6 protein-coding genes are annotated in these 17054 nt (G+C 59.7%); 4 read left to right on the plus strand and 2 right to left on the minus strand.

Translation table 11 applies throughout. The annotated features are described in order from the left end of the window. Positions 1 to 101 precede the first annotated feature (101 nt). From NZK35_RS29185 to NZK35_RS29195, 3 genes are all read left to right on the plus strand, one after another. Complete coding sequence (locus NZK35_RS29185) at positions 102 to 1028, plus strand: lipase family protein (protein ID WP_259636060.1); 927 nt, start codon at positions 102 to 104, stop codon at positions 1026 to 1028. A gap of 65 nt (positions 1029 to 1093) precedes the next feature. Continuing rightward, the gene (locus NZK35_RS29190; RefSeq protein WP_259636061.1) at positions 1094 to 2086 is read left to right on the plus strand and encodes an AAA family ATPase; all 993 of its coding nucleotides are present in this window, start codon (positions 1094 to 1096) and stop codon (positions 2084 to 2086) included. Continuing rightward, a complete protein-coding gene (locus tag NZK35_RS29195; RefSeq protein WP_259636062.1) occupies positions 2079 to 3677 on the plus strand; it encodes a Ppx/GppA phosphatase family protein in 1599 nt (532 codons plus the stop codon). Before NZK35_RS29190 ends, NZK35_RS29195 begins: the two co-directional genes overlap by 8 nt. Positions 3678 to 3680: 3 nt before the next feature. On the opposite strand, the gene NZK35_RS29200 is transcribed toward NZK35_RS29195, so the two are convergent. Both NZK35_RS29200 and NZK35_RS29205 read right to left on the minus strand, forming a co-directional pair. Next, positions 3681 to 4520, minus strand: a complete 840-nt coding sequence (locus NZK35_RS29200; protein ID WP_259636063.1) for a hypothetical protein — start codon at positions 4518 to 4520, stop codon at positions 3681 to 3683. 148 nt (positions 4521 to 4668) lie between these two features. Further along, entirely contained in the window at positions 4669 to 11328 is a 6660-nt protein-coding gene (locus NZK35_RS29205; RefSeq protein ID WP_259636064.1) for a dockerin type I domain-containing protein, read from the minus strand. 383 nt (positions 11329 to 11711) lie between these two features. On the opposite strand from NZK35_RS29205, the gene NZK35_RS29210 reads away from it, so the two are divergent. Further along, positions 11712 to 16976, plus strand: coding sequence for a protein kinase domain-containing protein (locus NZK35_RS29210; RefSeq protein ID WP_259636065.1), 5265 nt, complete (start codon positions 11712 to 11714; stop codon positions 16974 to 16976). Positions 16977 to 17054 lie beyond the last annotated feature (78 nt).

Here is a 17054-nt window from a genome sequence, read left to right on the forward strand (position 1 = left end):
CCAGCGTCCGGGCCTCCCCGAAAAGCTTAACTTAGCGGTATTGGACCCTAGGCTGTAGGCCGATTTCGTCCACATCGCCATCTCTGGCAGCGAGGTGCAGGATGCTTGAAGACAGGGTGCTTGAAAACGTCGCCAAATCCGTCGAAGCGATCGACAAGGTGCAGGACCCGGGCGAAGTCCCGTTGGTCATCCGTTCTGCGGTCAAAGGACCGATCGCGGAATTGAGTTTTCTTCGTCGATCGTTGTTGTTCGCGGAATTGTCGATGATTTCGTACAACGACGAAGCCGAGGCGCGGGCGGCTGCGGCGATCGCCGGGTTTGACGACGTGACCTTCTTCGATCGGGATGGATCCCAAGCGTATCGCTTTCGCAACGAGCACGACTGCGTGATCGGGTGCCGGGGCACCGAACCGAACGACTGGAACGACATCCGAGCCGATGCCAACGCGGCGAGCGTGGTTGCCGAAACGATCGGACGCGTGCACCGCGGATTCAAGACCGAAGTGGACGATCTTTGGCCGATGATTGAAACGGCGCTGTTGGACAACGAGCACTCGCTCTACTTCTGTGGGCATTCGCTCGGCGGGGCAATGGCGACCATTTGTGCCGGTCGCTGTCATCTGTCACACATCCCCAGCAACCCGGTCGAGCTGTTTACGTTCGGGAGCCCACGGGTGGGTAACAAGCGTTACATCAACTACGTTAAACTGGAACACTACCGCTTCGTCCACAACAACGACATCGTCACGCGTGTGCCGCCTTCGTTTTTGGGTTACCGACACAGCGGAAGCGAAGTCTACTTTGATCGAAATGGCCGCATCCGCAAACTCGGGCGTGTCTCCAAACGTCGTGACAAGTGGCACGGATTTCTCCGCGGGCTTCGGCGGTGGAAAATCGATCACTTTACCGATCATTCAATCCATCAATACATCCATGCGATTGTGTCGGCCGTTCGCGACGAAGAACAACGGGTCCGATCGGGCGGTCTGGCGAAACCCGCCTCCGCCTACGCCGACACGGACGAATGAGTACGATTCCTCACGGCCAACTTGGCACGGCACCAACAACACAGATGAGCCCTACGAACGACGCGATGACGAACCCCGACGAGAACGATGCGATGCGATCGACGCACGTCGAAATCGACGGTGTTCGATTAAAACTGGCCAAGCCTTACGTCGATCCCGGCCGCTGGATCGGCCAAGCGGAAATCTTGCAGCAACTGTTGGCGTGCTGGATTTCACTCGACGAAGCCGATTTGCCGCTCACGCCGCGATTGGTCGGGGCACCGGGCGTGGGCAAGACCCAACTGGCGATCGCAGCGGCCAAAGCACAAGGCCGGCCGCTGTACATCTATCAGTGCACCGCCGACACACGCCCCGAAGATCTGTTGGTCACCCCGGTGCTCAGCCAGAACGGCGAGATCGCCTATCACGCCTCCCCGTTGGTCACCGCGATGGTGTGTGGCGGCGTCTGTGTCCTGGACGAGGGCAACCGGATGAATGAAAAGTCCTGGGCGTCGCTGGCACCATTGTTCGACAATCGGCGCTACGTCGAATCCATCGTCGCGGGAATCACGATCGACGCGCACAGCGAATTTCGCGCCGCGGTGACGATGAACCAGGACGAGTCGACGTTCGAGATTCCCGATTACATCATGAGCCGGTTGCAACCCACGTTGCCGGTCGGGTTCCCGAACAAGCAGGACGAAATGGCGATCCTGCAATACCACCTGCCCTTTGCCGAAGCTGAAATGTTGGCCATGACGGTCGAGTTTCTTCAGCGATCGCATCAATTGAAACTGGAATTCTCGCCGCGTGACGGAATCAATTTGCTTCGTTACGCCCTGAAACGCATCTCGCAAAATCCCGATCACCCGGTCAGCCGCGATGCCGCTTGGCAGGAGGCGCTGCAGAGTTGCCTGGGCGATGAAGCGTTCGACCTGGAGCAATTGTCGCAGCGGAAGAGTCGAACCTTGGGCGGCGACGCCGTTCCACTCGGATTGGCCGATCTGTTCTTTGATCCCGACGATCCGATGCACCCGGATCGAGACGACGATGACGAGGATGAAGATTTCAATGTCTAGTTCGCCTGCCAAAGAAGCTGACATGGGACAATTCGAGCCGGCGGCTTCGACGATCCAGCGGGTCGTCGCCGTCATCGACATTGGCGCCACCGCGATGCGAATGGCGGTCGCGGAGATCCACGCCGGCGCCAAGGTCCGGATGCTGGACCAGTTGGTGCAGCCGGTGCAGTTGGGCAAGGAAGCGTTTGAGACGCGACGCTTGTCACGCAAAAGCACCGAACGTGTCGTTTCCGTGCTGTCCCAATACCAACGTGTTCTGCGCGAATACGGCATCGAAGGAACGTCGGACATCCGCGTGGTGGGGACCAGCGCCGTCCGCGAAGCATCCAACCGACTCGCCTTCGCCGATCGCGTCTACACCGCTACCGGGCTGCACGTCGAACCGATCGACGAAGCGGAAGTCAATCGAATCACCTACATGGGCATCACGCCCCAGTTGCTGGCCAACGCCGAGCTTTCCAACGGCAAAGCGATGGTGTTGGAAGTCGGTGGCGGCAGCACAGAAGTCCTGATCGTGCGGAGCGGCAACGTGCTGGCCAGCAATTCGTTTCGACTCGGATCGCTAAGGATGTTGCAGGCGATCGATCTGGCCCGCGCCGGAGCCGATCGCCGCCGCGCCCTGTTGGAAAATCACATCAATCGGACGTTGAACCAGTTGAACGATTTTGTTCGCGGCGATTCGCAGTTGAATTTGGTGGCCGTCGGCGGCGACATCCGATTGGCAACACGTTTAATCGTCGACGACTGGCAACCCGGTGAACTGGCGGTCATGCCGACCAAGTCGCTGACCGAATTGACCGACACCGTGCTGAAGATGGGTGATGATGAAATCGTCAAACGATTCGATGCCTCATTCATCGAAGCCGAGACGTTGGGGCCGGCGTTGCTGGCCTATGCGATGTTGGCCAAACAGTTCCGGCTGGAACACGTCTACGTCAGCGACACGAACCTGCGCGAAGGACTGCTCAAAGACATCGCGGTCGGCGGAAGCTGGACGGCCGAGTTTCGCAACCAGATCGTGCGTTCGGCGCTGTCACTCGGACGGCGATTCCATTTCGACGAGATGCATGCCCGCAGCGTCGCTGAGTTGGCAAGAAAACTGTTCGACCAGCTCCGATCGGAACATTTGTTGGATAACCGCCATGAAGTGATCCTCCACGTCGCGGCGCTCCTGCACGAGATCGGCATGCAGATCAATGTCCGCAGCCACCACAAGCACTCCCTGTACATCATCAAGTACAGCGAACTGTTCGGACTCTCCAGGAGCGAGTTGTTGCAGGTCGGGCTGATCGCAAGATACTATCGCCGGGCTCCACCGCAACCGTCGCACACCGATTACATGGCGTTGGACCGCGAGACGCGGGTGATCGTCAACAAATTGGCGTCGATCCTGCGGCTGGCAACGGCACTCGATGACACGCGGACCAGTCGCATTCGCGAGATCGAATGCCAGACCGATGGAAAACGCTTGATGATCCACGTCCCGGGCGTCCGGGACGTCTCGTTGGAACAGATCGCGATGAAACAACAAGCCGGTCTGTTCCGTGACGTGTTCGGCTTGTCCGTCGTACTGCGAGCCGGTGAGACGTAGGCCTCAGGCTCCGCAACCGCAGCTGCATGCACAGGTTTGCTCAACCGTCTTCATCACGGTGCAGGGGACCTGTTTTTCAACCGTGTAGGGAACCTTGACGGTGCAGGTGCGGGTCTCTTCGACGTTGACGGTTTCCGGCACGCAAGCGGTGACCATTTTGGTCTTCTTGCGGTATTCCATCGTCTTGTAGGGATGCTTGATGGTCTTGGTTTCCGTCTTCGTGAAGTACTCCTTCACCTTGCGCGTTTTCTTGATCGGCACGGAGATGCAGACTTCGCAGGTGTAAGGTTCTTCGACACAGACTTCCTTCATCACCGTGACTTCTTTGGTGACTTCGACCGGGTTGGGGCACCAGACTTTCTTTTCGGTGCACTTGCATCCGCCGCAAGAATCGGTCGCTACCATTTGCACTTCCCAATGTCCCTGGTCTTCGATGCAGGTCTTGGTTTCGGTCACGGGCACGCACTCGGTTCGCTTGCGAATCTTCGTGACGGTGTCCTTGCCGGGGACCATGATCGTGTATTCTTGATCGACCCAACGGAATTTGGGCGTTTTGACTTCGATGACCTGCTCGTCGACTTTGTCGACGCACACCAACGCGTTGTATTCGTAGGGAACTTGTTTCTCGACCGTGATCGTCTTCGGAACCAGCACGGTTTCGACGCGTTGTTCTTCGCGGTAGCAGGTTTGCGTGACGGTCTTCATCACGGTGCAGGGCACCTGGACCGTTTTGGTGCAGACGCCGGTCCCCTTGCATTTGGCACAATCGTCACAGGCGTTTGCGGTTCCGACCAGTAAGGCGGTTGCGGCGACCAGTCCGCCCCAGAATTTTGCGGCTAACATTTCGGTTGAACTCCCCCGAGTCTTCGATTTTGTGGTTTCATTGCCGCACCCGGATACGCCGGATTGTGCGGATTCGAAGTAAACCTAGGTCGATCGTGGGGGGAGTCAAATCAACAATGTTGACTTTTGGCAACATTGTTGCGATTGATCACAGCTTGCCGATTCCCAACAACAGATCATCCAGGAAACGCTCTTCATCGTCGGTGTCGCCAAAGACGCTGTCAACGGCGGGGATCCAGCCGGACGCCGCACTCGACTCTCCTTCGCCACCGGTGTCGCTGTTCTTGGCCAGTTCGTTGATCACCATCAGGGCATCGGATGGTTCGATGGCTCCATTTCCGTTGACGTCCTTGCTGCGATCGGCTGCGTTCAACGTCTGCTCGCCGGACGCGCCACTGGCTTGCATCCGAGCGACGTGATTGATGATGATCAATGCGTCTCGGGCGGAAACCAAACCGTCTTGGTTGACGTCGGCCGGATCAAAATCCTGGTGCCGCGTTTTCGGCTGGGAATTGTTGGTGTTGGCGACTAACGACGGGATCTGGCTGAGTTCGGTCACCGCCAGCAACGGGACCGGATTGGGTCGGACGGGAGCAAAGGGCAACAGGAACGGATTGTTGGGGTCGGCAAGGTTGACCGAGCCGGAGGGCAAGATCACCCCGCGGAGCCAAGTCAGTACATCCTTGATGGCTCCGCCGTCTTCAAACGCCTCGCAGCTGATCATGTTATCGACACCGAGCTGAACGCAGACGTCCCCGGGATTGAGATTGTCTTCGCTGCCCCCGTTGAGCACCTCGCCGTCGGTGATGAACGGCGTGGCGCTGCCGAAGTCCTGGTCACTGATCAGCACATCGTTTCCGGAGCCGCCGAACAGGAAATCGACACCCGGACCGCCGGTCAGCAAGTCTTGATTGAATCCGCCATAAAGCGTATCGCTGCCGTCCCCACCGTTGAGCGTTCCCAGTGTGGGTGTTTGCGTTGAGATCTGGTCATCGCCGCCGTTTCCGTCGATCCGGACCAATTCGACGTCGGCGATTCCGAACGGTTCAAGCTGTGCGTCACCGGATGGCCCGACGGTGATCAAGTCCGCATCGTTGCCGCCGATGACTTCGAACTTGTCGGTTCCGTTGCCGCCGTCGAAGGTCAACAGCTGCGCGGTCGCGGTGATGTCGATCGGGAGATCACTGGTGACGGTCAAGATGTCATCTTGCGTACCGGAGACAATATCGATCGACTCGATCCCCAGCGTTTCGAACACTTCGTTGCCCGTCGTGGCCCGGGGCGTGCCGGGAGTCGTGGTCGCCAAGACGCCTTGCGAGGCCGCCGTGATGACGTACCGCAAGTCCAGGGGCTCGGTGGCACTGCCGGCGAGCAGGTTGACTCGGTCGCCGGTGGCGATGCCGGGTACGCTGCCTTCGACCGGGAATCCACCGGCGTTGGTCACGCCTTGGGTCACCGAGTTGATGCCCGCGGAGTTGACTCCGCCGTCGAGGAACAATTGGCGGGTCGCTGCGACCGCGTCGCTTCCCAGCGGGTCATTGTTGATTCGCCCCAGGTACCCGGCCGTGTCGGCACCGGATGCGTTGAGGTTGATCGTGTCGTCGCCGGCGTCTCCGTTCAAGTCAACGATCGTGTTCAAAAAGACTTCGTTAACATTCAGCGTGTCGTCGCCGTCGCCGGCCGCGACGTTCACGACCGCGGATCCGGTGCGCGTCGGCGGGGCGGTTTCGAACAGCAAATCGACGCTGTCAATGTCGGCTCCCGAGTTGACTTGCAACCCGGCCTGGTCACCGAGCGACGCGATAGAAACGGCATCGGCCCCCGCTTCGGTATCGATCACCGTGACGCTTGGGCCGTTGGGCGGAGCGACGCTCAAGCCGCCGGTCGATACGACGCTCACGACATCGGCACTGTCGCCGGTCGCGATTTGGCTGATCGAACCCGCCCCGGTCGATGTGATCGTCACCGTGTCGGCGCCGGCATAGCTGGTCAGATTGAATGTCGTGGCGTCGGCCGTCGAGTCAACTGCGACCGTGGCGTCACCCTGAGTCGTTCGCAGGTTCAACGTCTCGGTCGTCTCGTAAGCGACATTGCCACCGCCGGTTCGCTCGACCGAAGTCGCCGTGACCGTGTAGCTGTGTGCCGCCACGGAGAGTTGGTCGGAGACGTTCAGCGTGTCCCCCGCGTCGACGGTGGCGGTTCGGGTCACGTCCGATCCGATCGTTTGCCGGCCCGTCACCGACGCACTGGTCGGTGTTGCGTCATGGGCTTCGCCGAAGATGCAGATGTCGCCCAAAATCCCATCCAAATTGCCGTTCAAGTTCCCGTTCGGTGTACCGGTGGAGCCATCGGCGGTGGAGGTGATATTGAAGGTGTCATTGTTGTCACCGCCGCTGACATCCACCGCGCTGCCGATCGCTGTCGAGCGGATGTTGGTGATGTCGTCGCCCGCACCGAGCGAGATTGCGGTCGCCGAAGTAGTCCCGGTGCCAAGCAGTGTCACCGTATCGTTCCCGCTGCCGGCATCGATCGCCAATCCGCTCTCGGCACCAATGGTGGTGACCGTCACGATGTCATCACCATCATCGGTGTTCACCCGCGTGACGCTGGCATCGACAACACCCGGTGTGCCCGTGGTTCCCGTGTTGAGAATGTTGACGGTGTCGCTGTCGATCCCCGAATCGATTAGCAGAACGCTTTCCAGCCCCGTCGTGATGACATCGATCGAGTCCGCACCGGCATAGGTGCTGACCGTCGTCCGCGTCCGGTCTCCGGTCGTGGTGATCGTGACGTTGTCGGCCGCGGAGCCGGTTTCCAGGTTCAGCGTTTCAATCGTGTCGTAAACCAGCGGAACGGCCAAGGCGGTCGATGTCAACGTCGTTGCATCGAGTGTGTAGGTATCGGCTGCGACGCTTCCTTCGTTGCTGATGTTCAGCTCGTCACCCAGATCATAACTTTGCTCGACCATGATCGTTTTGGCGGTCACCATTTCGGTGACTCCAGGGCTGACCACACCGGGATCTTCGCCATAGACGCAGATGGCACCCCTAATATCGTCCAGCACGCCGGCGGGATTGCCTCGCATCACCGCGCGGTCCGCACTGCGTGTTCCGGCGGCGTCGGAGGAGATGTTGATGGTGTCCAGCCCGGTTCCGGCAAAGATGTCGGTGGCGCTGCCGGAGGCAGTGGCACGGACGTTGATGACGTCCGAGTCTGCGCCGGTGTTGATGTCGGTGGCCGAAAGTCCGCCGGTGTTGATCACGGTCACGACATCGTCACCGCCCAGGGTGTCGATTGCCAGCCCGCTTTCGGCGCCGGTGCTCGTAACCGTCACGTCGTCGTCGCCGTCGCCGGTGGTGACCAGCGTGACGCTGGCATCGACAATGCCCGGTGTTCCCGTGGTTCCCGTGTTGAGAATGTTGACGATGTCGTTGTCGATGCCCGAATCGATCAGCAGCACACTTTCGAGCCCCGTCGTGGTGACCGTGATCGTGTCCGCACCGGCGTACGTATTGACCGTCGCCCGTGTCCGATCGACAGTGGTGGTGATCGTGACGTCGTCGGCCGCCGAGCCGGTTTCCAGATTCAACGTCTCGATCGTGTCATAGGTCACGCCACCGCTCAGACCCGCGCGAGTCAACGTTGTCGCGTCGAGGGTGTAAGTTTGTCCGACCAGGTTGCCTTCGTCGCTGATGTTCAGCTCATCGCCGAGTTCATAGCTTTGTGTGACCGTGATCGCTTTGGCCGTCACGCTCTCGCTGATCCCCGGCGCTGCGATCCCTGGATCTTCGCCGTAGACGCAGATGTCACCCAAGATGCCGTCCAGCACGCCGGCCGGATTGCCTCGCATCACGGCGCGATCGGCACTGCGCGTGCCGGCGGCGTCGGAGGAGATGTTGATCGTATCGACGCCCGCACCGGCGAAGATGTCGGTGGCGCTGCCCGCGCCTGTGCCTCGCACGTTGATCACATCCGAGCCTGTGTCGGTATCGATGTTGGTCGCCGACAGTCCGCCGGTGTTGATCAACGTCACGACATCGTCACCGCCCAGGGTGTCGATTGCCAGCCCGCTTTCGGAGCCGGTGCTCGTAACCGTCACGTCGTCGTCGCCGTCGCCGGTGGTGACCAGCGTGACGCTGGCATCGACAACGCCGGGTGTTCCCGTGGTTCCCGTGTTGAGAATGTTGACGGTGTCGTTGTCGATGCCCGAATCGATCAGCAGAACACTTTCGAGCCCCGTCGTGGTGACCGTGATCGTGTCCGCGCCGGCGTACGTATTGACCGTTGTCCGTGTCCGATCGACAGTAGTGGTGATCGTGACGTCGTCGGCCGCCGAGCCGGTTTCCAGATTCAACGTTTCGATCGTGTCATAGGTCACGCCACCGGTCAGCCCGGCGCGAGTCAACGTGGTCGCGTCCAGGGTGTAAGTTTGTCCGACCAGGTTGCCTTCGTCGCTGATGTTCAGCTCATCGCCCAGCTCATAGCTTTGGGTGACCGTGATGCCTTTGGCGGTCACGCTCTCGCTGATTCCCGGAGCAACGACACCGGGATCTTCGCCGTAGACGCAGATGTCACCCAAGATTCCATCCAGCACGCCGGCCGGATTGCCCCGCATCACATTGCGATCAGCGCTTCGTGTTCCAGCAGCGTCGGAGGAGATGTTGATGGTGTCCAGTCCGGTGCCGGCAAAGATGTCGGTGGCGCTGCCGGCGGCCGTGCCGCGCACGTTGATGACGTCGGAGCCCAAGTCGGTGTCGATGACGGTTGCGGAATCGGCACCGGTGTTGATCAACGTGACGACGTCGTCACCGGCTTCGGTTTCGACGATCAATCCGCTTGCCGCACCGGTCGACGTCACGACGACATCATCGTCCTGATCGCCGGTGGCGACCCGCGTGACACTGCCGGCGCCGGTGTTAGTGATGGAAACGGAATCTGCGTCGCCCAGGGTGTTGACAGAGAGAATGCCGCCCGCCCCGGTGCTGGCGATCGTCACGGTATCGTCACCGCCACCGGTATTCACCGATGTCGAGCCTGCAGCGATGGTGCTGCTGATCGCGACGATGTCATTGTCGCTGCCCGTTTCAAGTGACACCGATTCGACACCGGCGTAGGTCAGGCTGCCGGTCAAACCGGTGGAGACCAAGGTGGAATCGGTCAACGTGTACGTTTCCACCGTCACACTGGAACTATCCGAGACATTCAGTTGGTCACCGGTCGGGAGTGTCAGGTCGACGGTGATGGTCTTTGCCGTGACGCTGTCGCCCGTTGTCGGTGCGGCATCGTTCGCGTCACCGCCAACGACGACGGCACCGAGAACGCCGTCCAATGACGTCAAACCGATGTTGAAGATGTCGTTGCCGACGCCACCGTTTAGATTGGCCGTCAGCGTGGCCGGGACGCTGGCGATGTTGATCGTGTCATTGGCGTCGTCACCGTTGACCGTCAGGGTGGGGAACACGGTCAGCGTGTCCAAATCGAGAACATCAATCAGGTCGTCCCCGGTTCCCGCGTTGATGGTCAGCGAGTTCGTGGGGTTCAAGAAGTCGACCAATTCTCCCAACGTCGAATCGATCCGATTGACGTTGTCGGCCGCGACCGGATCATCAGAAAGCGTGATCGTTTCGCTGCCACCGGTGAAGGTAAACACGCGATCCACGGCACTCAAATTGTCGACGATCGGTTCGAGCCCCGTGTACTGAATGGTCCCCGAATCGAAGGCGTTGAACTGGATCGAAATCGTGCCACCCATCTGGTCATTGATCGGCGCGGCAAACTGGTGCTCGACCGACAGCGTGTTTCCGTTGACCAGCCGCAGCGCGTCGCCGGGGATCCCAGGGTTGTTGGGATCGTTCAACGGGTCGGCGCCGTTGAAGGAGATGGGCGTCACGATCACGCCGCCGGAGTAGTCGATCGTCAGGGTGTCCTGATCCGAGCTTCCTTGAACGGCGATGTTGGTGATGGTCGCAATCGGGACCCGGCTCAGCAGCGTGCCGTTGTTGGAATCATTGACCTCGAGATCAGCGCCCGAGATTTCGATCGTGTATTGGTCGGCGACGTTATCCGAGACCGCGGGGAAGATGAACAGGTCACTGATGTCAACGGTTGCCTGAGCGGTCGAACTCAGTCCGCCGCTATCGGTGACGGTCAAATCGATGGTGTGGGAGCCGACGCCGATATGGTTGATCACGGTCAGCCACGGAATGGTGGCGATGGCGTCGGTGGTCGTGAAATCAGTGACGCTGTCCTGGTCGAGGTCCCAGTTGTAGGTCAGCGTGTCGCCGGCATCGACATCGGTCGATCCGCTGGCATCGACGGTGATCGTCAAGCCCGCGTCGATCGAGTACGGGCCACCCGCGGCGGCCACGGGGGCTTCGTTCACGCCGGCGACGGTGATTTGAAGCGGTTGTGAGTCGGAGTTCGAGTCGCTGTCGGTGACCACCACGGTGACGTCATAGACGTTGTCCTGGCCGTCGTCGGCGGGCAGTTCGAAATCGGGGGCAGTATTGAATTGCAACACGCCCGAGCCGGGGTCGATGTTGAACAGGTTCTGATCCGCACCGCCACCGAGCGAATACGTCAAACCGCTGCCTTCGGAATCGATATCGTCGGTGGAATTGACATCGATCGCGAACACTTGGTTCTCATCGACCGTCGCGGTGTCGGACGACGTGATGACAGCGAGAAGACGGCGATTCTCGAGGGATTCGACCAAAACTCGGCGCCGCTGGGTCCGCTTGCGGGCGTTCTTTCGGGGCTGGCGTTTGGAAATCGAGCCGAGCAGACGGTGTGGCCAGTTTCGCGGCATGACAGAACCTGGATGACCTGAAGACTTAGAGGTGAAATAATGTCGACCACTCGAAAGCGGGCTGACTTTGATGTTTGTCGACGGATTCGGATCGAGAGTTCGGCGCGTTGACTGGAAATCCGGCCCCTAGGATCACCGATGCTCTCACCCCCGAGTAAAGTCACCCAGCTGCGAAAAACAAGCCAACAGTCACAAAAGGACCAACTTGCCTGGTTTCTCTCCTTTCTCAGCTGCTAAATCCCTGCAAACGCTTAAAATCAATTGTCAGGTTGGGGGACGCAAAACAACGCTTGAAAGCACACGTTAAGCTGGTATCACAGGGTTGGCCCCCCGATTCGATCCACCCGCCGGACATGCCCCCCTCCAATGAGCCATGCCCTCTAATGAGCAATGCCCCTCCCGTCGAATTCCATCCCGGTATGGAAGTTGTTCCGGGTTACACCTTGATCGCCCCCCTCGGCAGCGGAATGGCAGGGGATGTGTGGCAGGCTCAGGCCGCCGGCGGCATCAAGGTTGCTTTGAAGGTGGTCCGGAACTTGAAGGATTTGGGCGGTCGCAAGGAGCTCAAGGCGCTCAAGACGATTCGGGATGTGCACCATCCGAACCTGTGCCCCCTGTTTGGGTTTTGGACAAAAGATGCCGACGGGCGCGTTTTGGCCGACGGTGAAACCGAGGACCTGACCTTTGATTCGATCAGTGCGGCCGGAGTCGGCATGCCTCCGAGTCCCGCCGCCGGGTCGCCCGCCTCGGCGGCCGACAGCGGCAACGTTGCTGAAATGGGCGGCACGATGGCGATCGGGGCCGGGATGCCCTTTTCTGCGGCCGGCCCAGGTGCCGGCCGATCGGGCGCGGCGGATCATGCCTCCCAGGGACAGCCTGCCAAACCGAAGGTCACTGCCGAGCAATTGATCGTCGTCATGGGGCTCGGTGATTGCACCCTTTACGATCGGCTGAAATTCGTGCGTCAGGAAGCCGGCCTTTCCCCTGACGCCCATGACACGCCATATGGATTGGACGCTGCCGAAACGATTCGTTATCTCCGCGCGTCGGCCAGCGCGATCGATCTGCTCAATCAAGAGCACCAGATCTATCATTGTGACATCAAGCCCCAGAATATCTTACTGGTCGGTGGTGAAGCCCAAGTGTGTGACTTCGGGCTTGCCAAACAGATGGAAGGCGACATGCGTCAAACGCAACAGGCCTTTGCGACACCGGCCTATGCACCGCCGGAGGTGCTGCACAACGAGGGGTACAGTCGGCAAGTCGATCAATATTCGCTGGCGGTGACCTATTACGAGTTACGGACCGGTCTGCTGCCCTTTGACATCACCACCCATGCCAGCATGCTGGTGGCCAAGTCGACGGGAAAGCTCAATCTCGAAGCGCTCTCTCCGCCGGAACGCAAGGTGTTGCAAAAAGCACTCCGCCGCGTGCCCAGCGAGCGATACGGATCGTGCACCGAATTCATCAACGCGATGGCAGTCGCATCGGGTGTCGAAAAAAGCGGCGGCATCACGATCGGTCGAATCATCACCGCGGTCGCCGTGTTGTTAGTGGCTGTGGGAGTCGGAATCGGTATCTGGAGTGTCGCCCATCCGGAAAGTTTCGATTCCGTCTTCCGTCGCAGCGCAATCGAAGTGGCGAAAGACCTGCAAGAAGTCAGGGCAAGCTATGAACGCACCGACCCGTTGTTGCTGGAGGAATCTCACGTCACGCTGACCGAGGTGATGAGCCGGTCGGCGGAAATTGGCGCGCAATCCGACGGCGAATTGAAAGAGAAGGCTGATGCGTTATTCGCTGATGCGGCGGCCCGCCTGATCAACAAGATCCACGCGGCGTTGAAGCAGTACGAAGAACGCCCGGGTATGGCGATCGCACAAAAGGAAATCAATTCGTTGACGAGTTGTTTGGACGAACTCGTGATCGAACCCGAGAAACCCGAGTCGCCGATCTGGCTGGGATTACAACGTTGGCAAACGTCCGACGACGAGAGGCTCAGCAACGCCTGCGCCGAATACCTCTCGCTCTATCACGCCGCCGCAATCCGGCTCGACCTGTTGCTCGGCACGCGGCCGTTGCCCGATCGATTGCAAACACTTCGCCAGGCGCTGCCGCAGCATCTGCAAGCGCTGCGAACGTCGCTCGATGAGCGGCCCGGTGATTTTTCGCAGCAGTCGATCGATTTGACGCTCGCATCGCTGCTGCCGGTGCTGGCGACCATGCCGACACAAGAGATCAAGACCTGGACGGCCGAGGCTTGGCTGGAGGAGTCGCGACTCAGTGATCTGATCCGTGCGGAATCGGTGGTTCGTCAATTCGGTCCCTACCCGTTGTACTCGCAACGTTGGTCTGAAATCCGCGAGACGTTCACCGTGGCGGTCGAACCCGCCGTCACCGAAACCGTCGCAACCGATGCGACGATCAGCCAGCAAACCAAGCAGCGCGTGCTGGATGGATTTCCAGACCTGAGAACCGAAAAGCAATTCGCCGAACTGCGGACCGCGGTCCAACAATCTGGCTGGAGCGAGGTAGATCGTCTGCTCGCAGAACTGCGTCTTGCGACTTCGATCAACAGCGAACAGAAAGCGGTCTTGGCTGTCGTCGGTGCGATGGCGGAACATCGCTCCGACGACCAGGCGCTGGAGCGGACGCTGACGTCGATCAACGGTGCCGACATTTCGCCCATCGAGTTGCGTGAGATGCGAGCCCAGCCTTTGTTGGCCAGCTTCATGCGTGCGATCGGCCAACGCATCCTCGACAATCCCGATCCAACGGCAACGCGCTTCTACACGCAAGTCAGTTCCGCCCGCTGGATTGAGCGAGAACTTGACACGCAGGTGCCGGAACCGTTTTTGTCGGCCGCGGCGATTTCCCTGCTTCGTGAAAGCCCCGAATCGATTTCCGATCCTGCCGGCCGAGCCGAATTGGATCTCGATGGATGGTTGAGTCTTCTCGATGGCTCGCCGCAGTCCGCCGTGTTGGCCGCCGCGATCCGAATGGAGCAACAAATCGCGGCCCCCTCGGCCGACCAGGCGGTCGTTGCAGCGGCCAGCCAAGTGCTCACGTCCTCCGGCCCCGGATACTTGCAGCAGATCTCCAGCGGTTACGCCAACTATTTGTTGGCCTGTGCCGCCTGTCTGCAGAACCGTGACCTCGGTCCACTTGGCGAGCAATTGGCCACGACGGCACGGGAATCGATCGAATCCCTTGGGCCGACGCGGCTGTACAAGGGAACCGAGATGTTCGTCCGCCAAGCCATCGCGACTTCGGGAATTGCCGACGATGAGATCACGTCACTGCGTTATTCCGAAGGATCCGCAAATGCCTCCGACGTCCGTCGCAGCCGTTCGTACTTGGACCTCGCCGAGACCCTGGTGCGATCGAGCGAACAGGGTTTCCCCACGGTGCTGGAAAACGAGCTGTTTCTTCAATCGGTGGCGAGCGGCGCCGCCGGCGCGTCCGCGATCGTCATCCCGCGGCTGATCAACGACCGCTTGAACAGTCCCGAAACGACAGCGGAGCTGTCGACACAATTGCTCAGAGCGGTGCATCGCATCGGCCTGGAGCAATGGGAACAGACGGGGAACTCGAACGCAAAAAGCGAGGTTGCCCTCCGTCTGCTCATTCGCCCCACCCGCGCCCTGCTGGAGCGGTTCGGTCGAGATCGTTTCGGCCCGCGGACCCTGCAATCGAATCCCAAAGGAGTGTTGATTCGCAGGGTGGTGCTGCCGACGATCACCGATGTCGTCGACCGAGCGTTGCGATTCAACGAAAACCAGTTGCTGCCGTCGGGATTCAAACCCGAATTCCAGTGGCCGAAAGAGGAGGTCACCAAACTCTGTCAACTTGCCGCGGTCGCCTACACGGATCCGATGACGCGGTCGGAATTTCAGGATCACGACCTGTTTCGTCGTCAACAGGTCGCGATTTCTGCCATCGCGGCCCAGGACGCAACGTTGGCCGACATCGAAACACGTCAATACCTGATCGAGGTTGCCATGGCTGCGGTCGATATCCGCAGTTGCGATGGAAACCAATTGCTAACCTTGACCGAAACGCTGTCGCGATCGGGCAAGGCCGACGATGTCATCCAATTTCTCCGCAGCGAAGGCTTTGAACGATTGGCAAACGCCAGCGCGACACGTGAGGAACGTGGGGGCTTTCTCCGCCAAGCCTACGACGCCGCCGAATCCGTACTCGGTCAGACCCCCACGCAGGTCGACGCGGATCAACCCTACCAACGACGCCTGCTCTATGAAGTCTTCGCCAAGAGCGCCGACCTGGGAGTCCGCTTGGCGTTTCTGCAAAAATCAATTCCAGACAAGTTGCGGCTTCTGCAGCCCTCGTTAAAACGAGCCGACCGGGCGTTAGAGTTGTATGACGAGCAATGGGGCGACGACGTTCACTGTCCGATCGTCTCTGCCTACATCACCAAGGGAAATGTTTGCGAAGACATCGCCCACTACTGCTCCATCGCTGACGACCAAGAAACCGTCAAGCAGCGCGAGGAACATTTCCGGCTCGCCATCGCCGCCTTCACCGAGGCCAAGAAGAAGAACGACCAGGATCTGAAGACACGATTCTCGCTGGGGCGTTGTGAATACCGTTGGGCGCTGACGTTGCAGGACAATGCCAAAGACAACGCGTTGGCCGATGCTTCCAAATCGCTCGGTGCGCGGCCCCCGGACGTCGCCAATCTGAACGACGTCGAAGCGAACAAGGCCGCCGAATGGTACGTTTGGAAAATCAATGTTGAATGGGAACGTGGCAACCACAACGACGCCCTGCAATCGTCCCTCGCCGCCGTCCCGCTGGTCGGCGACGATCTGGTGCATCTGAGTATTCGTAGCGATCTGGCTCGCAAATGTGCCTGGGTGATGGCCAAAAGCAGTCGCCTGTCCGAAGCGATCGAGTGCTTGCGGATCTTGGACGGGCGCGGGGACATCGTCGACGTGATCATGCGAATGGGGCTGCTGTCGGACATCGCGTTCTTCCGAAATTGCCCTGACAAGGAACTGTTCACCGTTCCGCTGAGGATTCTCGATCGCAGCGAGAAACGATCGACGCTCCGCGAGGACGATGATGCCACGTATGAATTGGCCAAAATCGCGACGCGTTGTGTCCGCGAACAACTGACAGAACTGATTCCCACCGTCGCACGCAAAACCGCCAGCACACCCGATGTGCTGTCGATCGGTCCCCGAGAGCTCGACGCGCGACTCGATCGCGATCAAGGCGGCAGCTACCGGCAACTGTCCCAGGTCTTTCTGCAGGGCGACACCGCCGCACGCAACCGCGATGCCGATGCCGTCTTCCGATTCGCCTGTGATCTCGCCGCGGTCTCCGACACGATCCCCAAGCCACCAGCTTATGTCGAAGACCAGGACTACATCACCAACAATTTGTGCCTGACGGTGCTCTATTCGCTCAATTACTGGGTCAACGAAATCGCAGGCCAAGACGCCTTGAAAATCCAGCAAAGCCAACGCAACGCGAGTCGAGCACTGGCCGACGGGAAACACGGGCAAGTCATCCGCTGCCTCGACTTCCTGAAAATCAATTTCCAAAAGGCCGGCAACCAACGCTATGAAGCGATCGTCGACGATGCAATCAAAATGGTCAACGACCTGAAGAATCCGCCCAACTGACCAACTGTCAAAATAGGAGCCCTGGGTAGTTTCGAATCTTTACCCAACATTTGCTTTAGGCATTCGGGGGTGGCCGTC

The organism is Stieleria sedimenti, from assembly GCF_025060895.1.
Lineage (GTDB): Bacteria > Planctomycetota > Planctomycetia > Pirellulales > Pirellulaceae > Stieleria > Stieleria sedimenti.